At 66.5% G+C, this 20,455-nt stretch carries 21 protein-coding genes; 7 read left to right on the forward strand and 14 right to left on the reverse strand.

Annotated elements, in window-relative coordinates:
* Window positions 1-17: 17 nt before the first annotated feature.
* The 3 genes from ABIB49_RS02880 to ABIB49_RS02890 all read right to left on the reverse strand — a co-directional run bounded on the left by ABIB49_RS02880 (window position 18) and on the right by ABIB49_RS02890 (window position 2,798).
* Window positions 18-392: a DUF948 domain-containing protein gene (locus ABIB49_RS02880; RefSeq protein WP_226775188.1), complete on the reverse strand. Its 375-nt coding sequence runs from the start codon at window positions 390-392 to the stop codon at window positions 18-20.
* Window positions 393-537: 145 nt separating this feature from the next.
* Window positions 538-1,164 (reverse strand): 30S ribosomal protein S4, encoded by a 627-nt coding sequence (gene rpsD, locus ABIB49_RS02885; protein ID WP_123254752.1) that lies wholly within the window; start codon window positions 1,162-1,164, stop codon window positions 538-540.
* Window positions 1,165-1,355: 191 nt separating this feature from the next.
* Complete coding sequence (locus tag ABIB49_RS02890; protein ID WP_226775124.1) at window positions 1,356-2,798, reverse strand: replication-associated recombination protein A; 1,443 nt, start codon at window positions 2,796-2,798, stop codon at window positions 1,356-1,358.
* A gap of 60 nt (window positions 2,799-2,858) precedes the next feature.
* Between ABIB49_RS02890 and ABIB49_RS02895 the strand changes: the two genes are divergently transcribed.
* A complete protein-coding gene (locus ABIB49_RS02895; protein WP_282360601.1) occupies window positions 2,859-3,506 on the forward strand; it encodes an acVLRF1 family peptidyl-tRNA hydrolase in 648 nt (215 codons plus the stop codon).
* Between the two features lie 121 nt (window positions 3,507-3,627).
* On the opposite strand, the gene ABIB49_RS02900 is transcribed toward ABIB49_RS02895, so the two are convergent.
* From ABIB49_RS02900 to ABIB49_RS02915, 4 genes are all read right to left on the reverse strand, one after another.
* A complete protein-coding gene (locus tag ABIB49_RS02900) occupies window positions 3,628-4,215 on the reverse strand; it encodes a hypothetical protein (RefSeq protein ID WP_226775122.1) in 588 nt (195 codons plus the stop codon).
* 203 nt (window positions 4,216-4,418) lie between these two features.
* Window positions 4,419-4,799 carry a DUF1048 domain-containing protein gene (locus ABIB49_RS02905; RefSeq protein WP_226775121.1) on the reverse strand — a complete coding sequence of 127 codons (381 nt, stop codon included), beginning with the start codon at window positions 4,797-4,799 and terminating at the stop codon, window positions 4,419-4,421.
* A gap of 2 nt (window positions 4,800-4,801) precedes the next feature.
* Complete coding sequence (locus tag ABIB49_RS02910; protein WP_226775120.1) at window positions 4,802-5,164, reverse strand: PadR family transcriptional regulator; 363 nt, start codon at window positions 5,162-5,164, stop codon at window positions 4,802-4,804.
* A 130-nt stretch (window positions 5,165-5,294) separates the two neighbouring features.
* Window positions 5,295-8,006, reverse strand: coding sequence for a PLAT/LH2 domain-containing protein (locus tag ABIB49_RS02915; RefSeq protein ID WP_226775187.1), 2,712 nt, complete (start codon window positions 8,004-8,006; stop codon window positions 5,295-5,297).
* A 193-nt stretch (window positions 8,007-8,199) separates the two neighbouring features.
* Between ABIB49_RS02915 and ABIB49_RS02920 the strand changes: the two genes are divergently transcribed.
* Window positions 8,200-8,421: a three-helix bundle dimerization domain-containing protein gene (locus ABIB49_RS02920; RefSeq protein WP_226775119.1), complete on the forward strand. Its 222-nt coding sequence runs from the start codon at window positions 8,200-8,202 to the stop codon at window positions 8,419-8,421.
* 129 nt (window positions 8,422-8,550) lie between these two features.
* Here the strand turns inward: ABIB49_RS02920 and ABIB49_RS02925 are convergent, their stop codons facing one another.
* Complete coding sequence (locus tag ABIB49_RS02925) at window positions 8,551-8,772, reverse strand: hypothetical protein (RefSeq protein WP_226775118.1); 222 nt, start codon at window positions 8,770-8,772, stop codon at window positions 8,551-8,553.
* A 236-nt stretch (window positions 8,773-9,008) separates the two neighbouring features.
* Window positions 9,009-10,526 carry a CYTH and CHAD domain-containing protein gene (locus ABIB49_RS02930; RefSeq protein ID WP_354156659.1) on the reverse strand — a complete coding sequence of 506 codons (1,518 nt, stop codon included), beginning with the start codon at window positions 10,524-10,526 and terminating at the stop codon, window positions 9,009-9,011.
* Between the two features lie 170 nt (window positions 10,527-10,696).
* Here ABIB49_RS02930 and ABIB49_RS02935 point away from each other — a divergent pair, with 170 nt between their 5' ends.
* Genes ABIB49_RS02935 through ABIB49_RS02950 form a run of 4 tightly spaced genes read left to right on the forward strand, consistent with a single transcriptional unit; the run spans window position 10,697 to window position 13,880 of the window.
* A complete protein-coding gene (locus ABIB49_RS02935; RefSeq protein WP_226775115.1) occupies window positions 10,697-11,461 on the forward strand; it encodes a phosphatase PAP2 family protein in 765 nt (254 codons plus the stop codon).
* Between the two features lie 10 nt (window positions 11,462-11,471).
* Window positions 11,472-12,212 (forward strand): DedA family protein, encoded by a 741-nt coding sequence (locus ABIB49_RS02940; protein WP_226775114.1) that lies wholly within the window; start codon window positions 11,472-11,474, stop codon window positions 12,210-12,212.
* Between the two features lies 1 nt (window position 12,213).
* Complete coding sequence (locus ABIB49_RS02945; protein ID WP_354156660.1) at window positions 12,214-12,888, forward strand: response regulator transcription factor; 675 nt, start codon at window positions 12,214-12,216, stop codon at window positions 12,886-12,888.
* Entirely contained in the window at window positions 12,885-13,880 is a 996-nt protein-coding gene (locus ABIB49_RS02950; protein ID WP_354156661.1) for a sensor histidine kinase, read from the forward strand. The genes ABIB49_RS02945 and ABIB49_RS02950 overlap by 4 nt, the downstream gene beginning before the upstream one ends.
* 180 nt (window positions 13,881-14,060) lie before the next feature.
* Here ABIB49_RS02950 and ABIB49_RS02955 read toward each other — a convergent pair whose 3' ends face one another.
* The 4 genes from ABIB49_RS02955 to aspS are packed head-to-tail and all read right to left on the reverse strand — an operon-like array spanning window position 14,061 to window position 17,672.
* Window positions 14,061-14,393 carry a homocysteine S-methyltransferase family protein gene (locus ABIB49_RS02955; RefSeq protein ID WP_354156662.1) on the reverse strand — a complete coding sequence of 111 codons (333 nt, stop codon included), beginning with the start codon at window positions 14,391-14,393 and terminating at the stop codon, window positions 14,061-14,063.
* Window positions 14,278-15,030 (reverse strand): homocysteine S-methyltransferase, encoded by a 753-nt coding sequence (gene mmuM, locus ABIB49_RS02960; RefSeq protein WP_354156663.1) that lies wholly within the window; start codon window positions 15,028-15,030, stop codon window positions 14,278-14,280. Before mmuM ends, ABIB49_RS02955 begins: the two co-directional genes overlap by 116 nt.
* Window positions 15,031-15,079: 49 nt before the next feature.
* Window positions 15,080-15,850, reverse strand: coding sequence for a GNAT family N-acetyltransferase (locus tag ABIB49_RS02965; protein WP_354156664.1), 771 nt, complete (start codon window positions 15,848-15,850; stop codon window positions 15,080-15,082).
* A 40-nt stretch (window positions 15,851-15,890) separates the two neighbouring features.
* Entirely contained in the window at window positions 15,891-17,672 is a 1,782-nt protein-coding gene (aspS, locus tag ABIB49_RS02970) for an aspartate--tRNA ligase (protein ID WP_226775111.1), read from the reverse strand.
* A gap of 108 nt (window positions 17,673-17,780) precedes the next feature.
* Here aspS and ABIB49_RS02975 point away from each other — a divergent pair, with 108 nt between their 5' ends.
* On the forward strand, window positions 17,781-19,079 hold the full coding sequence (locus ABIB49_RS02975) for an APC family permease (protein ID WP_226775110.1): 1,299 nt from the start codon (window positions 17,781-17,783) through the stop codon (window positions 19,077-19,079).
* On the opposite strand, the gene hisS is transcribed toward ABIB49_RS02975, so the two are convergent.
* Window positions 19,076-20,434 carry a histidine--tRNA ligase gene (gene hisS, locus ABIB49_RS02980; protein WP_354156728.1) on the reverse strand — a complete coding sequence of 453 codons (1,359 nt, stop codon included), beginning with the start codon at window positions 20,432-20,434 and terminating at the stop codon, window positions 19,076-19,078. The genes ABIB49_RS02975 and hisS overlap by 4 nt on opposite strands.
* Window positions 20,435-20,455 lie beyond the last annotated feature (21 nt).

The following is a 20,455-nucleotide window of genomic DNA, read 5'->3' on the forward strand; positions in this document are numbered from 1 at the left end:
CAGGTTCTCCAGCTGGGTTAGCGGCTGCGGCGGCCGGTGGCGGGCTTTTTGCGGGCGGTGAACGCCGCGCGCACACCATAGCTGAAGGAGGCGACCTTGATCAGCGGCGAACCGACGGTGGCGGCCACCAGCGAGGACAGCGCCGAGATGTTCGCCGATGCGTCGGAGACGTTGTTCGCGATACCGTCGACCTTTTTGAGCTGTTCGTTGGTGGTGGAAACAGTCGCCGTCACTTCGTCCATCAGCGGCGTGGCGCCGTCGCTGATCGAACGGATGGAGGTCCGCACCTCATCGAACACTCCCCCAAGCTTTAAAATCGGCACGGCAAGCAGCAGGACCAGCAGTGCAAACACTCCGGCCGCGATGAGGCCGGCAATATCGCCACCAGTCATAGTCGTTCATCTCCTTGTTGCGTAGTGTCTCTGCGGGCACCGCCGGCCCAAACAGCCGGCAACCGCAGAACTCCCCCAAGTACCTTACATACAAAGAAGCCCGTGGCGCTTGCCACGGGCTTCTTTGTAAGGTGTCGCGGTGAATCTAGCGTGCGTAGAATTCCACAACGAGCTGCTCTTCGCAGGTCACGGGGACCTCGGAGCGCTTGGGGCGACGGACCAGGCGTGCCTGCAGGGCGTCAAGCTTGACGTCCAGGTAGGCAGGAACCATGGGCAGAACATCGCGGTGCGCACCGGCTGCTGCAACCTGGAACGGAGCCATGGTCTCGCTGCGGCTGTGGACGTGGACCAGCTGGCCCTCGCCGACGCGGAACGACGGACGGTCAACGCGGATGCCGTCAACCATGATGTGGCGGTGCACAACAAGCTGGCGGGCCGAAGCGATGGTGCGGGCGAATCCTGCGCGCAGCACGAGGGCGTCAAGACGCATTTCGAGCAGTTCGATCAGGTTCTCGCCGGTCAGGCCCTTGGTCCGGCGGGCTTCTTCGAAGGCGCGGGTCATCTGGGCTTCGCGGATGCCGTACTGGGCGCGCAGACGCTGCTTTTCGCGCAGACGTACGGCGTAGTCGGAGTCCTGCTTCTTGCGGGCACGGCCATGCTCACCGGGGCCGTACGGGCGGCGCTCCATGTACTTGGCGGCCTTGGGGGTCAGAGCAATGCCGAGTGCACGCGAGAGGCGTGCTGTACGGCGAGCACGAGTGTTGTTAGCCACTTGTGTCCTTCCAATATCTGCGGTGTGTCAGTGTTACTGGCCTCCACGATGGAGAGCATCGGCCAACCGCTGCCTTTTGCTACTGGGCACGGGGCAAACCCGTTTGAACAGCATAAAATGCCGGTATCAAGTGGATTGTGCGTCTGTGCCTTGCCAGACAACGACCTACTTTACCACGCCGGGACCGGCGATCACTTGCCCCGGATGATCCTGCGGAGCCGCTCAAGCCGGGTGGAAATGTCCCGTTCGGCGCCGTTGCCGGTCGGTTCGTAGTAGTTACGGCCGACGAGGTCGTCCGGCGGGTACTGCTGGGTAGCGACCGAATGCGGGGCATCGTGGGCATATTTGTAGCCTTGGCCGTGGCCCAGTTGCTTGGATCCCGGGTAGTGGGCGTCGCGCAGATGCGCCGGGATGCCGTTGCCGAGACCGGCGCGGACGTCGGCGATCGCCTGGTTGATTCCCAGATAGGCGGCGTTGGATTTCGGTGCTGTGGCGAGGTGGACCACGGCTTCGGCGAGGATGATGCGGCCTTCGGGCATGCCGATCAGCTGCACGGCCTGGGCGGCGGCGACGGCGGTCTGCAGCGCCGTCGGGTCGGCCATGCCAACGTCTTCGGCTGCGGAGATGACAATGCGCCGGGCTACGAACCGCGGGTCCTCCCCCGCCTCGAGCATCCGGGCGAGGTAGTGCAGGGCGGCGTCGACGTCGGAACCCCGGATGGACTTGATGAATGCGCTCGCGACGTCGTAGTGCTGGTCGCCGGCCCGGTCATAGCGTACGGATGCGACGTCGAGGGCCCGTTCCGTGTGCTTCAGCTCGATCTGCACCGGGGCCGGCCCGGCCGTCCCGGCGATCGTGTCGGCGTCGTCAGCATCCCCGTATGCGACGCCGGCCGCCGCCTCCAGTGCGGTCAGTGCCCGGCGGGCGTCCCCGCCGGAGAGCCTCACGAGATGGCCCCGGGCCGCATCGGTGAGTTCCACTTTGCCGCCGAGTCCACGGGGGTCCGCCGCTGCCCGCAGCAGCAATCCCTCCACGTCGGCGTCGGTCAGCGGCTTAAGTGTCAGTAGCAGGGACCGGGACAGCAACGGGGAGACGACGGAAAAGGAGGGGTTTTCGGTGGTCGCGGCAACCAGGACTACCCAGCGGTTCTCGACGCCGGGCAGCAGGGCATCCTGCTGGGCCTTGTTGAAGCGGTGGATCTCGTCCAGGAACAGCACTGTGGTGGTCTTGAAAAGGTCCCGGGCGGTGAGAGCTTCCTCCATAACGCGGCGGACGTCCTTGACCCCGGCGGTGATGGCGGAGAGCTCAACGAACTTCCGGCCGGGACCTTTAGCGATGACGTGCGCGAGTGTGGTCTTCCCCGTGCCGGGCGGGCCCCAGAGAATCAGGGAACTGGGACCCGCGGGGCCGGTGGCATCCGTTCCGGCGGCCAGCTGGCGCAGCGGCGAACCCTGTCCCAGCAGGTGCTGCTGGCCCACCACATCATCGAGCGTCCGCGGACGCATTCGGACGGCCAGCGGGCTGCGCGGGGAGGCAGCGCGACGGGCCGGACCACCGTCAACGGCGTCCTCCGCGTCGTTATCATCCTCGACAGCGGCGCCGCCGTCCCGTCCTGCGCCAAAGAGATCTTCCACATAGATAGGCTACTTCTAGTTCCCGCCCGCACCGACACCCCCACAACGGAGACCCGCGCCATGGCCAGCACCGAAACCCGCATGGCGTTTGTCTCCGGCGATCGGCTGCCGGGCTGGGTGGAGCGGTTCGCGGCCAGCCATGGCGTCCTCGCCGAGGAGGAGCTCGACGCCGGCCTGCAACTGCGCGCCGCTGACGGCGCCGTAGCATTGCTGCAGGCGCCATGGCCGGCGGACGGCCGCCCCGGCAGCGGCGGCGACGCCGTTGCCCGGCTCGCCTCCCTGGCATCGCAGCAGCGCAGCATCGGGGCGGTGCTGGTCCGCCGTGGCGGCTACTCCGTGGCAGTGGTCAGCGGCGCCGCCGTCCTCGCTTCCAAGACCGGCACCCGCCACGTCCAGTCCCGTACCGCTGCGGGAGGCTGGTCCCAGCAGCGTTTCGCCCGGCGGCGGGCGAACCAGGCCGACGCCCTGGTGGAGGCCGTGGCAAACCATGCCGCCCGTATTTTTGCGGATCACCGGATCGATTACGTGGCTCCCGGCGGGGACCGGACCCTGGCCGAGCAGGTCCTGGCCGAACCGGTGCTGAAGCAGTATGCCCCGCGGCCAAGGCTGGCATTCCTGGACGTCCCGGACCCGCGGGCTGCCGTCCTGAAGAAGGCAGCCGCCGAGCTGTGTGCCGTGCGGATCATCGTCACGGACCCGCCGCTGTAAACAGTCGCCGGGTACGGCAGGGTAATGCCGGCTCGGATGGTGCAAGGAGACGCGCAGGTGCTGCCCCCGGGTTCCTCCGTGGGCACGGCAAAACCACCAGCGCGGTACGCCGCCGGCGGACCTATTCCAGGTCGTTTGGAAGCACCCGGTCGGCAGGGTTCTTGCTGGATCCGCGCACGTAAACTCGGGGCGAACCCGCGACGGGAGCCTGAATCCACATCGGCACCCGCGCTATCCAACCGACGATCCAGAAGCCGCCGACCGCGAGGACCATCAGCGCACCGCCGCCCCAGACGGCCCATGGACCCCAGACCGGCCCGAGCAGCTCCTGGCCCGCCTCAGTGGTTCCCACGGCTGCGGCGAGCATGCCCGCAATCAGGAAGAAACCGACGAATCCCGCGCCGGCGCGGATCGCTTCGCCGCCGAGAACGGCGGCCAGCAGGAGAGGCAGCACCAGTCCGCCGATGATAAGGGCGACGGCCACGTTCCCAAGAACGTCCCCCGCCCTCCCGTCCACGTTGTCGCTCAGCGGTCCGAGGATGAATCCCGCGGCGATCGATACCAGCATGACGGTGATCAGGGCGGTGGTGACCACTTTAAGGAATCGGTCGCTGAACCGGAATTTTCCGTTCGGCCGGCTCACTTGGTTGTCGGCCCGCCGGTTCGGCGCGGACGACCGCGGCTGCGTGGCGGGATTTTTCTTACTCATGCCGTTTCCTCGTGCCTTTAGATTTCGGTTGCGAATCTGGCCTCCGCCGGGCGGTGACCCTGGGGGCGTTTGCCCGTTCTCGTCAGGGCGGGACGAGGACGCAACTCTCCGAACCAGCAAAAATCCCAATTATCGATCGAGTAGATAAAAGGAGTCTACGGGGCCCCGCACCCGGATCGCGGGTTCGAGGGCCCGGCCGGTTGTCATGCATCCGGGCCCGTTCCCTTGCCGCCGGCGGCAGCGTCGATCGCCTTCGTGAGTCGGGCGCGCTCCTTATCGATCCACCGGGTGGCGGAGTAGGCCTGGGCGAATGTCTCGGCAAACTCCACCGGGTCCTCGCCTACGATGGCGCGCACCGGCGTGGCGTCGACAGCGGCGCGTTCCCAGAGATCGGCATGGTCACCGATCATCGTGGTGAGGGTGTCTCCGTCGGTGATCCCGCCGTAGTACATAAAGTACCGGTTGAACGCCTTCGCCGAACTGCGGTAGGGCTCCGGAAGTGCCTCGATGCGGGCCATGGACTGCTTGTACTGCTTCTTCTGTTCCAGCGACCCGGTGAGGGCCTCGAGCCACTTTGCGGCCATGACTACTCTCCGTCTTCCTGGGGGTGATCCTGCGGGTTTTCGATCTGCTGGTGGAGTTGTCCGATCCGCTCTACGAGGAAGCTCCAGCTCCTCCAGAACTCGTCGAGGTACTCGGCGCCTGCGGCGTTCAGCGAGTACACCTTGCGTGGCGGGCCCTTCGCCGACGGGACCTTCGCAACGTCGACGAAGCCACGCTGTTCGATTCTGATCAGGAGGGCGTAGACGGTGCCCTCAACGATGTCGGAAAAGCCCTGCTCGCGCAGCCGTGCGGTGATCTCGTAGCCGTAGGCCGGCTGAACGGCCAGGTTCGCGAGAACGATGCCTTCGAGGGTTCCCTTGAGCATCTCGGTCATCTGGTTGGCCACAACGGCCTCCTCTTTACTACTCAGTGTTGCTGACTACCACTAGATAGTATCACTGAATAGCGAGGTGGTGACGGTCAGTTGATGCATTTAATCCAGCACCGCCCGTGCGCTCTGAGAGTTTTGGCACACCTCAGATGATCGGCTGGGTGAACGGTGTGGTGTCATCGATGTCGCGATCGAAGATGGCCGTGCCACTGCTGCCGAACCTGGCGCTGTGGACTTCGATTCGGTCCAGGAACCAGTCGGGGGCGTTGCCGTCGTTGTCCCGCTGCACGGTTAGTGTCTGCAGCGCGCCGAGGTCCCCGCTTGGGAGCGTGACCCAGTTCCAGTCGTCGCTTTCCATTCGCTTAATGAGCTCGGTGTTCACGGTCTTGCTCGCCGACCCGGCAGCTCCGGTAAGGGTGAAGGTGACGTTGGCATCCGTGCCGGCCATCCATTTGTCGGCAGTGTGGATGTGCAGGCCGTAGCCGAAATTCGCCGGTTTGAACGGATTGTCCGCGCGCGTGGCCAACCGGATCAGCGACGAGAATTGACCTTCCGCTGCGATGTCGCGCAGGTCACGGGGGTCGTCGGTGATGGCTCCGTCGACTCCGATGCGGATGTACTCCCGTAGCTCGTCGTGCGCGTTAACCGTCCAAACGTAAATGAACGCAGGCCGCGCGGCCGCTGCGCGGATCCCGCACGCCGCCTCCAGCGTATAGCGGTAGTACGGGCCGAGGATGAAGTTCATGAAGCTGATGCCGTTGCCGTAGCCCTGGTGGCCGACGCCACGGCTGGTGAAGTAGTTCGATACCGCCGCAGCATCGTTCTCGGCATCGATCATCAATCCTTCGCGCGGGCCCAGGATGTCCACGATCCGGTCGAAGAAGGCACCTTGGTTGTCGTCCCGGTTGCCGATGGAGAGGATAACGTTCAGATCGTTGTCGAAGGTCAGGTGCTCGCGGATCGCCAGCAGCAGTTCGAAGCCGTGATCCGGTGAGGTGACTTCCGGTTTGCAGTCGAAGACGAGCAACGACAGTTGGGGGTTTGCCTGCGCGAGCTGGTGGATGCCGATCAGATAGTCCGCTACCGAGGGTGCGGACGGTTCCCCTGTCCCGTGGCTGATGCACAGCTGCCCGGGGTGGTCCTCGTAGACTTGCACGTCCGGCTCGAGGCCGTTGGCACCGTTGGTGACGGCCTCGGTCGCGTCGGCGACGGTGTTCGGGTTGTGGCCAACAACGTAGAAGGGTCGGGGCCCGAACGCCGCCGCGAAGCCGACCACCGTTGTGGCTTTGACCTCTGAGGCCCTCCCGCACAGCCATTGCTGGGCCGTCACAAGATCCCGCAGATGGAGCGGCCGAATCAGTGTGACGAGAGCGACCTGGTGCAGCGCGTCAGCCGTCGCCGAACCGAGGAACTCGTGGCCGGCGCCGTAAACCTCGATCACCGCGCCCGGCACCGCGCCCCGGACGCCGACGGCGGTGTCTGCATCCTTAAGCGGCCCGAGCACCTCTACCGGCCCCGGCATGGGATGGGCCGCCACGTGCCCCGCTGCGGAGTCGACACCGGTGTCACTGCAGGCCCACTGTCGGACGAAGACACTTGCGCCTTCGACCAACAGTGGGGTCACGGCGATGACGACATTGGTGTGGAGGGCCAGCACCTGGTCGCTGATGGCCGCGTCCCCCTTGGCCGTTCGAACGAAGACCTGGAGCACCGCCCCGCGGTGGGCCTTTGTGACGCTGACCGTACCAGTGCAGGAAAACAGTTGGCCGAATATTTGCGCGGCCGGCACCTCCTCCTGGTGCGCGTCAACCGTCACAGGTACCGCGGGCGTGCTGAGAATTCCACAACACTCCTGCGTTGCGCTTACCGGATCGGTGGTCAGCGGCGGCACGCGGCAGTCGAGCCAAGTCTGCTCCGCCGGTGCTGCGCCGTCGAACACCAACTGATTCGCCGCCAGGTGGACTGTCGCTCCGGGTCGCAAACCGGTCACCCGGACGGTTGTGGCGCCGGCACACAGCGGCGAGACAACGACCGGCGGGTCCACGGGTTCGAGCTTGCCAACCAGGACCGGGTCCGAGTTCTTCGGTGGCCGTTCGCAACGCTTAGCCACCTCCTGCCGGATGGTGATCTCATCGTCCTCCGCCAGCGGTTTCGACAGCAGGAAGCGCAGCGATGAACGATCAAACCCGGCGCTGTCGACGATCCCGGAACGCCGCTCTATCGTTACGGTGGCCCCATCGAAAACCCCGCTCACCATAACGGAAGGGTCACAGCCGCGGACCGGGGACTGTATGACCGGGGCAGGCAGCGGCCGGCCCAAGCCGCCCGGAAGCGGGTCTGAGGTCCGGCCGACGTCGGGCCCGGGCGCGAGCCCCGGTCCCGACTGGTGCGCGGTGATCCACCCGTTTGGCGGGATGGCACTGGTGAGGGCGAAGCGCGCGGTCCCTTCGTGCGCCTGGCCGGTGCCGAGGATGCTGCCGTTAGCGAGCAGCGTAACGTCTGCGCCTGAAACCGCACCGTCAATCCACACGTACTGGCCGCAGGCGAACAGCTGGGTGGCGACATGGACCGGGCCAAATTCAGCGCTGCTTGTCGGGGCCGCGGCAACCGGCATCGCCAGGTTGCCCGACGGAACCTCGCTCTGCTCGGCCCCGAGGTGCTGGATTGCGAACAGGGTTTCTGAGCGGGACAGGGTCAGCCCCGGTTCCAGCGGGAAGCGTTGGTCACCTGAGGTGGCAGTCCCCTTGGCCACCGTGCGAAGACCGGTCTCGACTGTCACGCCCGCGCCGGGCAGTTGCCCCCGGACACGGATCGAGGAACTGAGCTCAGAGAGCGGACCAACAATAACGGGCTGCATAAGTGCCACAGCTCCAGAGTGTAGGCCCGGCCAGGTCGAGGAACAATAGCTGGCGTCCAGCGCCACGGAATCCCAGGCTTCCAGGGTACGAAGACCACTGTCGGCGGCGCAGCGCCATCAGGTCCTGGACGCTGCTGTCCACGTCGTAAGCATGCTGATAGACACCGGGGTCGCCCGAGGTCAAACTGCGTATATGGACGACGCGGACAAACAGGACACCATCAACAAGGTCACGGACCGGATAGTCGTCCGGCATCCCGAGGCTCCCCGTACGCTCATCGCGAGGATCGTCACGGAAGAGTACGAACAACTGGCTTCCGGCCGGATCCGGACCTTCATCCCGACCCTGGTTGAGCACGGGGCCCGGAACAGAATCAGGCGGCAGTTCTCCTCCGGGACAGTGGACAGCAGCTGAAGCCGTTCAGTCCTGGCAGTCCTGCACCGACGGCCTTGTCCCAGCGTTGCCCCCGGCGAAGCAAAAGGTCCGACCAGTGTGGCCGGTCGGACCTTTCGCGTCAGCGCAGCGCCTGCTTCAAGAGGACTGCTATCCGGCCTTCCCGGACAGCGCTACAAGCACTCCGGCCGTGGCGAAGAATTTGTTGCTGCCGAGGTCGCGGATGGTCTTGATTCCCATGCCGGCAAGGAGTTCGTCGTGCTTTTCGGTGAGCCCGGCCAGCGCTGACGGCGGGGCGGCAAGAACTTCCTCAAGGGTCAAGTTCTCATAGGCCTTATCGAGTGCCTTGCCAAGTTCAACGGATACAGCCATGGTTATGTCCTTTGATCGATTCGGAACAACAGCACACTCGCCGCAGACTGCCTGCGAAAGCCGGAACGGGAATGCACCGACGCCGGGATACTCCCCGAGCCTCTGGCTACGCTATCGCAGCGGCCCTAACAAAACATCCATATCGGGATGTGAATCCTCATCATGCCCGCGCCGCTGCTGCATTCTGGATCCGGGGTGAAATGGCCGCGCGCAGTCCCTCGATGGCGCGGCTGCTGTCATTCCTTTGGCACCTTTGGGAAACGCTTCCAGGCCTTGCTGAACCGGGATTCGGCGTCGGCCGCCATGGCTTGTTCAAGCGCGTGCAGCCTCCCGTAGGTGAAGGCATTTTCCCCGGCGAGGTGCGCCTGGGCGCCGAGGCGCCGGAGCAGGGCCCGGGTGACAACGCTGTCCTGGTGCTCGCCCAGTATTTTTTGCAGTCCGTGGGCGGCGCCGGCCAACCGGGCAGCGCGCTTGCCGATCACAGGAATTCCGGATTCGGCTGCGTAGCGGAGCCGTTTGGCGCTTTTACGCGCCTCGTGCAGGGCGGCGTCGTGATCCGGGCCGTCCGGCGTGGCCTCCGCAATCCGAACATTCCGGCGTAACCGCTTCCAGTCTTTCCTGACCAGGGCGGCCACGGTCGCGTGCGCCGGCCGCGGATCAGGAACGGCCACCGGCACGGCGGCAAGGAAGTCGTCGAGACTGTCGAGGAGGCGGAAATACCGTTTATCCTCGAGCACCTGCAATACCGCGGCGCGGGCGGCGCCGTAATCGGCGCCCAGCGCTTCCCGCATCCGGCGCGAGACGGGTCCGATCACCAGCTCCGCCGGCTCGCAGGCAACCAGGTCCTCGAGCCGTTCGCGCATCACCTCCGCGTCCCGTGCCTCGCCCAGACAGCCGGCCAGCCATTTAAGCTCCGCCCGGAGCGTGTTTACCTGTTCCGGTTCCAGCAGCCGGCGGTAGGTGCCCAATACCGAACGCATCCGTCTGGTCGCCACCCGCATCTGATGAACGGCGTCCGGTGCGTCCCGGCGCACCCGCGGATCCAGTTCCGAAATGGCCTGCACCTGAGCGTGCACATAGGCCACGAGCACGGCAGTCGCCGGCCCCTTGCGGCGCACGGGCGGCGGAAGTGCAGCCGGACCGGCCAGCGGCTGATCCCCGAGCGTGCGTTCCAGCTTCGAGGCATGCGCGGCCGGGCGCCCGCCGGCCGCGGCAAGCACCGCCTCCGCCGCGTCCAGCAGCTCACGGGACCCCTGGACGAGTTCTATCTCCCACTCCCGCCACGTCAGGCTGCGGGGTTCCGGTCCGAGCCTGTCGGCCTGCACCCGGTCATCGGCAACATCGGCAAGAATCCCGTTGTGATCGTCCAGGAGGCGGTGCACGATCCGCCGGGTCCGCACGCGGGCGACGGCGGCAAGGGGACGGTCCCGGACGTGCACCCGGACGAGCTGCAGGAACCTCGGCGGAACCAATTCCGCGTCGTTTCCCGGTGGCTCATGCATTTCGAGCCTTGTGTCCTGGCCGCCCGGGAGTTTGAGGTGCCAGCCGGAATCGTCGCCGCCGGTCCGCCGGCGCAGGGTTATGCCGTGCGCCGCCAAGGCCAGGCCGGCCGTGTCGAAATACTCGGCCTCCAGCTGCTGCTCAACGGGCCGCTCTGCCCGGGCCACCCCCGGCAGCTCGTCAAGGGGCGGCAGCGCGGCCCTTTCGTCGACGTCGTACTTTCGCTCGATTTCAACGCTGTCCCCTGAGGCCATGACACAGTCTAGGACCGGCACCCCGGTCTCGCACCACAACCGCCACCCGAGCGTGTTCCTGCAGGAACGGCTCCGCGCAGGCCCCGGCACTTCTTAAGCGTTTCTTAAAGGCCCTGCGGGAAAGTTGGAGCGTGCGCCGGACAGCGCCCTCGACCCGACCGGAGGACCCCATGACTGGACCCGCCCATGCTGGCAGCGTTACGGCGCCCCGTGATTCTGCCGGACTAAAGGCAGCTGCCGGCCCGCAGCCCTGGGCCATCCCCCAGCCCCGTCATTGGCTGTTATGGGGCATCCTGCTGTCCGCGGCGGTCATCGCCCTGGGCGCAACGGCACAGCTGTTACCCGGTGGTACGGCGGCTGAACTGGGCGTTGACCAGGACCTCAGCCAACACCACGCCGCAATCCTGACCGGCCTCGCTATGACCCTGAACCTGGTGTTCGGCCCGGCGGCCGGAGTCGCATTCGTTGCCGCCGCTGCACTCTACCTTTGGGTGATCAGGCGTTCCCTGGTAAAAGCCATTGCGTTCGGCATCTTTGCATCCTCCGGTTGGGTGGCAAGTGGCTTGTTTAAGCTCATCATCGCCCGGCAACGTCCCAATCCGGCGCTGCTGGCCGATCCACTCTCCCCCGAAACCGGCTCCAACAGTTTCCCGAGCGGGCACGTGTCCTTTGCGGTGGCGCTGGGATTTGCCGTGTACTTCCTGGTCCGCGGAACCCGCTGGGCCAAGGCGACAGCCTTCGCCGCGGCGGCACTGGCCCTCGTGGTGGCGTGGTCGCGGCTGTATATCGGAGTCCACTACCCCACCGACGTGGTGGCGTCCTTCCTCGCGGCCAGTGCGGCTGTGGTGCTGCTGTCCGGACTGTGGAACCGTTTCGCCGTGCCCCTCCTGGACCGCGTGACGGCCCCCGCCGCACTCCGATCATCCCAAGCCTAAGGAACTGACCATGTACGTCATATACGCCTCCGGGCTTGTCCACACAGTGGCCCCCTCGATTGATCTTCGCTCACTGCTGGACCCCGCCAGCCTCCTCCAGGGTCTGGGTCCGGCGGCGCTCGGCGTCATCTCGCTGCTGGTCTTCATCGAATCCGGGGTGCTTTTCCCGTTTTTGCCCGGAGATTCACTGCTGTTCACGGCCGGCCTCCTGCACCAGCAATTGCAGTTGTCGCTGCCGGTGCTGATCGGCGTTGTCACGGCCGCTGCCATCGCCGGCGACCAGGTTGGCTATATGATCGGACGCACCTTCGGCCGCCGGTGGTTCAAGGACGATGCCCGGATCCTTAAGACAGCGCACCTGACCACCGCCGAGGATTTCTTCCGACGCCACGGCGGCGCCGCAGTTGTGCTGGCCCGCTTTGTGCCCATGGTCCGGACGTTTGCACCCCTGAGCGCCGGCATCGCCCGTTACGGCTACAAGTCCTTTACGCTCTGGAACATCTCCGGGGCGCTGGCTTGGGCCGCTTCCGTCACGCTGCTGGGAACATGGCTGGGGCACTTTGAGGTCATCGCCAAGAACATCGACGTCATTGCAGTGCTGATGGTCCTCGTTTCGGTCCTGCCGTGGGTGGTCGAGTTCGTTAAGCGACGGCGCCGGAACCGCGGCCCCGCGGCCGAAACCCGGCCCGGTCCCGGCAGCCTGGAGACAGACCGGCCCCCGGCGCAGCGTATTTCGCAGGACAATAGCTGACATGAGAACCCCATTCGGTCCGCCGTCCCTGCTGCTGGTGGAGGATGACATTGTGCTGGGACCGCTCATCGCCGAACTGCTGGAACCGGACTACCATGTCAGGCTGGCCACCAACGGCCAGGAGGGTCTGCATCAGGGGCTGACCCAGGACTGGGACGTGATGGTGATCGACCGCGGCTTGCCGCTGATGGACGGTATCGCCCTGATCGGAGCGCTGCGGGCCAAGGGGGTATCGACGCCGATGCTTATCCTCACGGCTCTCGGGGCCGCCGAAGAAAAGGTCAGGGGCCTGGACGCGGGAGCCAATGACTACCTGAGCAAACCGTTCGACGCCGGTGAACTCGGGGCGCGCCTGCGGGCCTTAACGCGCACTTTTGCGCCCGCCCTGGCGCCGCTAAGCATCGGCAACTGGGAACTCGATCCAGCATCTCGTTCCGTGCGCTCGGTGTACGGGACACGGGTGTCCCTGACGGCAAAGGAAGCTGAGCTACTGGCTGCCCTGGCAGTCGAGCCGTACAGGGTCTTCACGCGGGACGAACTACTTTCCGGGCATTTCCAGCCCACCGACCAGCCGGGCGTGATCGACACCTACGTCCACCACCTCCGACGAAAAGTCGCCAGGTCGATCGTCCGCACAGTCCACGGCGTCGGCTACCAGATCGGCGATGCCTTATGAACGGCCGCTCCGTCCCGGGCGAAGCGGACCGGGACACCCTTCGCCGGGCTTCGCTGAGGGTCGCCGTGCGGATCAGCGCCGCCTGCGGAGTGCTGGTCCTGTGCCTCCTCGCTGCCGCGACGGTGTACCTGATGAATAAGCTGGCCAACCCGGATCTACCGGGCAGCTCCCCCGCGGGCAAGGCCTACACTTATCTCGATTCCAAGGACCTCATCGAGGCGATGATCATCGCGGGGGTGACCGGCGTTGTTCTGGCCGGCGTGGTCGGGTGGCTCAGTGCGCGCAGCGCCATCCGTCCCTTGGGGGAAGCACTGGCCCTCCAACGCCGGTTCGTCCAGGATGCCAGCCACGAACTGCGTACGCCCTTGGCCATCCTGGACGCGCGGATACAGCTCGCCCAGCGTGATGCTGAGCCCGATTCCACAACGGGCCGGGCCCTGGGGCGGATCCGTGCCGACACGGGAACCCTGACGGGCATTGTTAACGAGCTCCTCGTGGCGGCAACCGGAGCAGCACCGGATTCCACCGGTGAACCGACGGATCTGGCCGCCGTCGCCGGATCCGTTGCTGAGAGCCTGCAGGACATTGCGGCCCAACAGGATATCCGGCTCACATTCTCCGACGCCGGGCGGCCGGAAGCGCGCATTGACCCGAGCCCGCTGCGCCGGGCCGTGCTTGCGCTCGCGGAAAATGCCCTCGCCCACACCCCGCCCGGCGGGCGCATCACCATCAGCACAGCCGTGGAGCGCAACCAGGCGGCAGTGTACGTGGCGGATACAGGGCCCGGAATCACGGGCGTGGACCAGGCCAGGATCTTTGACCGCTTCGTCAGGACCGCCGCCCCGGATGCGCCCCGGGGCCGGCGAAGCTTCGGCATCGGCCTGGCATTGGTCCGCGAAATCGCCGCTGCGGCCGGCGGCACCGTCGAAGTTGCCCGGAGCGGACCGGCGGGTACCACGATGAAGCTTTTGCTTCCGCTGGCCAGGCACTGAGTGCGGGAGCGGGCAGCTGAGCATTCCCGCCCGCGCAAAAGACTTCCGGACAGCGGCCTTCAGCCCGTTCCGTAGCTGACGTGTGTGCCGCCACTCCCACGCTCCGGAACTTAGTGCTTGCCTAAGGCAATTATCAGGGACACAATGGGATGGATGGAAGCCGGTGCCTCCGAGGCACCGCTATATTGGGGGCTGCACAGCGCAGGAGCCGTAGTTCTGTGCTGTGCAGCGGGCCGGGGTTGTGTTTGCTGTGCCGGACCGGCAGGGGGTGTTCCTAGCGGCCGGAAGCTTCCGTCCGGGTACTTCTTCCGTCCGGGTACTTCGTGAGAGGTCGGCCACCGCGGCAATATCCCGCGGGGTGGTTCGACAGCACCCGCCAATGAGCCGGGCACCAAGTTCACGCCAAATTGATGTTCCCTCCGCAAGTCCAGCGGGTGGTTTGCTGCCGGGGCCGGCCGGAACCCGCTGCCGGCCCCCAGGTTTTGGAGACCGGGTCGTAGCGTTCGCCCGCATTCGGGTAGGCAATCAGCGGCATGCCGGTGACTTTACCCAGGGCACGCAGGGCCGGGGAGACCAGCTCAAGGGGCACACAGTTCACCCCGATCGCCGCCGCGAGTGGCTGCTCCGCAACCAGCGCCGCCACCTGCGCCAGCGGCGTACCGTCGCTGATGTGCCCACCGTCCCGCAGCGTAAAGGAGAGCCAGGCTTCGACGTCGTACTCTTTGATCAGTGTCAACAAGGCCGCCGCTTCCGGCAGGGACGGCAACGTCTCACACGCAAGAACGTCCGCTCCGGCATCCACCAGCGCCGCGATTCGCGGCCGGTGGAACTCCAAAAACTCCTCTCCGCTGAGGCTGTAGTCGCCGCGGTATTCCGACCCGTCCGCGAGGTATGCGCCATAAGGTCCGACCGATCCGGCAACCAGCAGGGGCCGGGGGACGGGGCTTTCGGACAGGTACTCGCGGCGCGCTTCGTCAGCCAGGCGCACGCTCAGGGCAATCAGCTCCAGGGCGGTATCCGCGCTGATGCCGCGCTGCGCAAATCCCTGCGGGGTGGCCTGGTAACTCGCGGTGATCGCGGCCGAGGCTCCGGAGCGGAAATAGTCAAGGTGTACGCGCCTGACAAGATCCGGTTCCTCCCGAACCGCCACTCCAAGCTTGCCACACACAACCCCAGTCACGGCCGACTCGTGGACCGACTCAGCAGCCGGTCAAGTGCCGCCTCGGCCGTTCCTGCCGGTAGAGGTATCGGCCCGCCGGTCGGAAACCTTCGCGGGCGTAGAGTTCGCGGGCCCCGGCGTTGGCCACCGTCACCAGCAGCCAGTATCCCGCCAGGGCCCGTGCGTCACCGGCGCGCAGCAGCGCCCGCAGGATCCTGGCCGCATAGCCGCGCCGCCGGACGTCCGGACGCGTCGCCATACAATACAGCCCGCCCCGCGCGCCGGCACCACCGGGGAGTGCGAGACGTCCGACGGCGGCCGGTTGGCCGCCGTCGTCCCGGACAAGGGCGTACAGCGAGGGACAGCCCTCGAGGATCCCGCGGGCGACAGCCAGCTCAGAGTCATCGCCGCGGCCGTCCACGCCCCACCACAGCCGCAGCCACTCCGCCGAAGGCCCCGCAGAAATTTCGACCTCGCCGGCATCGTCCGGCGAATCGGTTGCACCGTCCCGGACCAGCACCAGGGTTTCGGACTGCCGGGTAAAGCCTTCGGCGTCCAGCAAGGCGCTCAGCCTTTCGACGCGAGGGTCCTCGAAGACCTGAAAGATCAGCGGCAACCGGCGGTTTCGGTACCAGAGGCGTGCCGCCCGGAGCAGTGCGAGTTGATCCCCGGAGTCCGGGCCGGGCTCCCGGGGCCACACCGAGTTTGCCCGTTGCGTCACTCCGGCGGCCGCGCGGAGAACCCAGCCGCCGGACTCTTCCCGCTCAACCGGCGGCCACGCGGCATCCATCAGCGCGTCAAGGCCGGTCATCGCTGCCGGTTCCATGGCCTTGGCTGCTGCCGGCGTCAGATTACTTGGTGCCGTCGGCCTTCTTGGCCTCAGGCTTGAAATCCACGCCGGCTTCCTTGCGCTGCTGGGCCGTGATCGGGGCGGGCGCCTGGGTCAGCGGGTCATAGCCGCCCCCGGACTTGGGAAACGCGATGACGTCGCGGATGGACTCGACGCCTGCCAGCAGGGCAACCACCCGGTCCCAGCCGAACGCAATGCCGCCGTGCGGAGGAGCGCCGAACTTAAAGCCTTCGAGCAGGAAACCGAATTTAGTCTGGGCATCCGCCTTGTCCAGGCCCATAAGCTCGAAGACCCGTTCCTGGACCTCGCTCTGGTGGATACGGATGGAGCCGCCGCCGATTTCGTTGCCGTTGCAGACAATGTCGTAGGCGTAAGAGAGCGCGGACTCTGGATCCTTGTCGAACGTGTCCATGAATTCGGGCTTGGGCGAGGTGAATGCGTGGTGCACGGCAGTCCACTGGCCGGCTCCGACGGCGACATCACCGGACGCGACGGCCGCCGCGGCGGGCTCGAACATCGGCGCGTCCACAACCCAGCAGAAGGCCCAGTCGCTCGGGTTGATGAGGCCGGTGCGGTGGCCGATCTCGACGCGGGCGGCGCCCAGCAGGGCACGGGAAGGCGTCTTCTCACCGGCGGCGAAGAAGATGCAGTCCCCGGGTGTGGCGCCGACGGCCGCGGCCAGGCCTGCACGCTCGGTATCGGTGAGGTTCTTGGCCACGGGGCCAGCGAGTTCGCCGTCTTCCTTGAACAAGACGTAGGCCAGGCCCTTGGCGCCGCGCTGCTTGGCCCATTCCTGCCAGGCATCGAGGGCGCGGCGGGCCTGGGAGGCGCCGCCGGGCATAACGACGGCCCCGACATAGGGCGCCTTGAAGACGCCGAAGTTTGTGTCCTTGAAGAATTCGGTGAGCTCGGTAAGCTCCAGGCCAAAACGCAGATCCGGCTTGTCCGAACCGTAGCGGGCCATGGCGTCGTGGTAGGTGATGCGCTGGATCGGCGTCGGGATCTCGACGCCGATCAGCTTCCACAGCGCCTTAACGATGTTTTCGCCGAGGCCAATGATGTCGTCCTGGTCAACGAAGCTGGCTTCGATGTCCAGCTGGGTGAACTCCGGCTGGCGGTCCGCGCGGAAGTCCTCGTCCCGGTAGCAACGGGCGATCTGGTAATACTTCTCAAAACCGCCCACCTGCAGGAGCTGTTTGAAGAGCTGCGGAGACTGCGGCAGCGCGTACCAGGAACCCGGTGCCAGGCGAGCGGGGACCACAAAGTCGCGGGCACCTTCCGGCGTCGAGCGTGTCAGCGTCGGGGTTTCGATCTCGACGTAGCCGTCCTGGTGGAGAAGTTCGCGGGCCACCCGGTTCGCCTCCGAGCGCAAGCGCATGTTGCGTGCGGGGCCGGGGCGGCGCAGATCCAGGTAGCGGTGCTTGAGGCGGGCTTCCTCGCCGACTTCAACATGCTCATCGATCTGGAACGGCAGCGGCTCGGAAGTGTTGAGGATGGTGACCTTCTCGGCCATCACCTCGATCTCGCCGGTGGCCAGCGCGGAGTTCTCGTTGCCCTCGGGGCGCCGGGCGACAGTGCCGGTAACCTGCAGCACGTATTCGTTGCGCAGGCCGTGGAAGACTTCCTCTTCACGAACAACCACCTGGGATACGCCCGAAGCGTCACGCAGGTCAACGAAGGCAACACCACCGTGGTCACGACGCCGGCCGACCCAGCCGGCGAGGGTTACGGTTTGTCCAATGTGCTCGGAGCGAAGGGATCCGAGGTCATGTGTGCGCAGCACAGCACGCCTTTCTGAAGAAGACAGAGGGAAATCAAAAATCATGTTCACTAGGATCGCTAACAGGAACGATCCCGTACGAGTTTACCCGTTGGAAAGGCCCCTCCCGCCATGGCAAGCCGCCGCCAGATGAAGCCGTCCCCGGACCGGCAGACGCCCCAGCCCCTACAGCGCCGGTTGGGCGTGCTCGATTCGACAGCGATCGGCCTCGGCTCGATGCTGGGCGCCGGCGTCTTTGTGGTTTTTGCACCGGCGGCTGCGCTGGCCGGTCCACTGCTGGCGGCCGCTGTGGCGCTGGCCGGTGTGATCGCCTACTGCAACGCGGTGGCCTCGGCGCAATTGGCCGCCGTGTACCCGGCCAGCGGCGGAAGCTATGTCTACGGGCGGAACCGGCTGGGCGAATGGCCGGGCTTCATCGCTGGCTGGGGGTTTGTGACCGGCAAGACGGCGTCCTGCGCGGCGATGGCGTTGACGTTCGGACACTATGCGGCGCCGGAGTTCGCGACGCCGCTGGCGGTGGCCGCGGTGGCGGTCCTGACGGGGGTGAACCTGCTGGGCATCACCCGCACGGCACTACTGACCCGGATCCTGCTGGGTGCGGTGCTCACCACACTGGCGTTTGTGGCCGCCGCCGCACTCCTGGGCCCGCATCCGGCAGCGGACCCTGCCGCCGGCGCTGCCACGGCAGGCGGCGGCTGGGGCGTGCTGCCGGCGGCCGGGCTGATGTTCTTTGCCTTCGCCGGCTATGCCCGGATTGCGACGCTGGGCGAGGAGGTCAAAGACCCGGCCCGCACCATTCCGCGGGCCATTTTTGCGGCGCTGGCCGCTGCGTTCATCATCTATCTTGGGCTGGCCCTGCTGCTGGCCCGGCACCTGCCGGACGGGCAACTTGCCGGCTCCACGGCGCCCTTGCTTGACGCTGTGGCCGGCTCCCGGCTCAGCGCCGGCGCCCCGCTCGTCCAGGCGGGCGCCGCAGCAGCTTGTCTCGGCGCGCTGCTGGCACTGATCACGGGGGTGGGCCGGACCACCATGGCCATGGCCCGGGAAGGTGACCTGCCGGCTCCGCTCGCCCGGGTGGGCGGCACGCACCCGGTCCCGTTCCTGGCCGAACTGGCCGTCGCCGCGGCCGTCATTGTGCTGCTGCTGACCACCAACGTGCTCACGGTGGTGGGGTACTCGAGCTTCGGAGTGCTGGTCTACTACGCGGTGACGAATGCCGCAGCGTTCACCCTCGCCGAGCGCCCCGGGCACGCCCCGCGCTGGCTCAATGCCGTGGGCTTCCTCGGCTGCCTGCTGCTGGCCGTGACGCTCCCGCCGGCCTCGGTGCTGGGGATGGCGGCGGTGCTCGGCGCCGGTGCTGCGGGGCGCGTCCTGGCGCTGCGGCGGCGGCTCCGGAAAGCCGCTGCCTAGGCCTTCAGGATCCGGACGTGCAGGTCCTCGGCTGCTGGAGCCCAGCTGGCCGGATCGGCGTCGACCTGCTCACCGGAGCGGATGTCCTTGACCTGGTGTTTGCCCTCGTCGTCGGTGAACCAGACGAAGGGGATACCGCGGCGGTCTGCAAATTTGATTTGCTTGCCGAACTTCTCCGCCTTGGCCGCCACTTCGGTGGCGATCCCCCGGCCGCGCAGCTCCGCGGCAACGTCCTGCGCAGCCCCCCAGCTGTCATCGCTGCTGAGCGCCACCAGCACGGCGGTGGGCACCGACCGGGTGGCTTTGGCGAGATCCTGGCTGAGGATTCGGGACACCAGCCGGGTTACGCCGATGGAGAGTCCAACGCCGGGGAACGTCCGGTTGCCCTTGCTGGCGAGAGCGTCGTAGCGCCCGCCGGAGCAGATGGAGCCGAGCTGTTCGTGGCCCACCAGGACAGTTTCCACCACGGTGCCGGTGTAGTAGTCCAGGCCGCGGGCGATGCTGAGGTCCGCGACAACCTTGCCGGGGGCGCGCTGGACGGCGGCCGCGATGACCTGTTCCAGCTCGGCCAGGCCCTCTTCGAGGAGCTCATTGCTGACTCCGAGAGCGCGGACCTGCGCCACGAAGGACGTGTCCCCGGTGCGGATCGAAGCCAGCTTGAGCGCTAACTGGGCCTGCTCCACGGTGGCTCCCAGCTCGGACCGGAGCAGCTCGGCGACCTTGGCAGCGCCGATCTTCTCGAGCTTATCGATGCTGCGCAGCACCCCTGCGGTGTCGCTGAGGCCGATGCCGTCGTAGAAGCCCTCGGCCAGCTTGCGGTTGTTGATCCGGAGCAGGAAATCCGGGATCGGCAGGGCACTGAGGGCCTCCGCGATCACCAGCGCAATCTCGACGTCGTACCGGAACGGCAAATTACCGTCGCCCACGATGTCGATATCCGCCTGGGTAAATTCCCGGGCTCGGCCTTCCTGCGGTCGCTCGCCGCGCCAGACCTTCTGGATCTGGTACCGGCGGAACGGAAACGCAAGGTAGCCGGCGTTTTCGACGACGTACCGGGCGAACGGCACCGTGAGATCAAAGTGCAGGGCCAGGGCGTGCGGATCGCTTCGGTGTGAAGTGGCACCGTCAGGCGCCGGAGCCCCCTCATCGTCCTGCAAACGGCTCAGCCCATAGACCTCTTTGTCGATCTCACCCTTTCGCAGCAGCTGCCCCACAGTCTCCACGGCCCGGGTTTCAATGGAGGAAAAACCATGCAGTTCGAAAACCCTGCGCAGGGTGTCCAACACATGCAGCTCCACCATCCGCTCCTCGGGAAGCCACTCGGGGAATCCGGACAGGGAGGCGGTGCGTGCCATGGTGGATTTTCTCCTCAGGTA

The organism is Arthrobacter sp. UYCu512 (genome assembly GCF_040547075.1).
GTDB lineage: Bacteria > Actinomycetota > Actinomycetes > Actinomycetales > Micrococcaceae > Arthrobacter.

Coding starts and splice junctions, on each gene's coding strand:
- ABIB49_RS02950 (WP_354156661.1), top strand. CDS start 12,885: ATGAACGGCCGCTCCGTCCCGGGCGAAGCGGACCGGGACACCCTTCGC.
- hisS (WP_354156728.1), bottom strand. CDS start 20,434: ATGGCACGCACCGCCTCCCTGTCCGGATTCCCCGAGTGGCTTCCCGAG.
- ABIB49_RS02900 (WP_226775122.1), bottom strand. CDS start 4,215: ATGAGTAAGAAAAATCCCGCCACGCAGCCGCGGTCGTCCGCGCCGAAC.
- ABIB49_RS02955 (WP_354156662.1), bottom strand. CDS start 14,393: ATGCGGGCGAACGCTACGACCCGGTCTCCAAAACCTGGGGGCCGGCAG.
- ABIB49_RS02945 (WP_354156660.1), top strand. CDS start 12,214: ATGAGAACCCCATTCGGTCCGCCGTCCCTGCTGCTGGTGGAGGATGAC.
- ABIB49_RS02975 (WP_226775110.1), top strand. CDS start 17,781: ATGGCAAGCCGCCGCCAGATGAAGCCGTCCCCGGACCGGCAGACGCCC.
- ABIB49_RS02895 (WP_282360601.1), top strand. CDS start 2,859: ATGGCCAGCACCGAAACCCGCATGGCGTTTGTCTCCGGCGATCGGCTG.
- ABIB49_RS02935 (WP_226775115.1), top strand. CDS start 10,697: ATGACTGGACCCGCCCATGCTGGCAGCGTTACGGCGCCCCGTGATTCT.
- ABIB49_RS02880 (WP_226775188.1), bottom strand. CDS start 392: ATGACTGGTGGCGATATTGCCGGCCTCATCGCGGCCGGAGTGTTTGCA.
- ABIB49_RS02940 (WP_226775114.1), top strand. CDS start 11,472: ATGTACGTCATATACGCCTCCGGGCTTGTCCACACAGTGGCCCCCTCG.
- ABIB49_RS02915 (WP_226775187.1), bottom strand. CDS start 8,006: ATGCAGCCCGTTATTGTTGGTCCGCTCTCTGAGCTCAGTTCCTCGATC.
- ABIB49_RS02920 (WP_226775119.1), top strand. CDS start 8,200: ATGGACGACGCGGACAAACAGGACACCATCAACAAGGTCACGGACCGG.
- ABIB49_RS02930 (WP_354156659.1), bottom strand. CDS start 10,526: ATGGCCTCAGGGGACAGCGTTGAAATCGAGCGAAAGTACGACGTCGAC.
- ABIB49_RS02965 (WP_354156664.1), bottom strand. CDS start 15,850: ATGACCGGCCTTGACGCGCTGATGGATGCCGCGTGGCCGCCGGTTGAG.
- ABIB49_RS02925 (WP_226775118.1), bottom strand. CDS start 8,772: ATGGCTGTATCCGTTGAACTTGGCAAGGCACTCGATAAGGCCTATGAG.
- ABIB49_RS02905 (WP_226775121.1), bottom strand. CDS start 4,799: ATGGCCGCAAAGTGGCTCGAGGCCCTCACCGGGTCGCTGGAACAGAAG.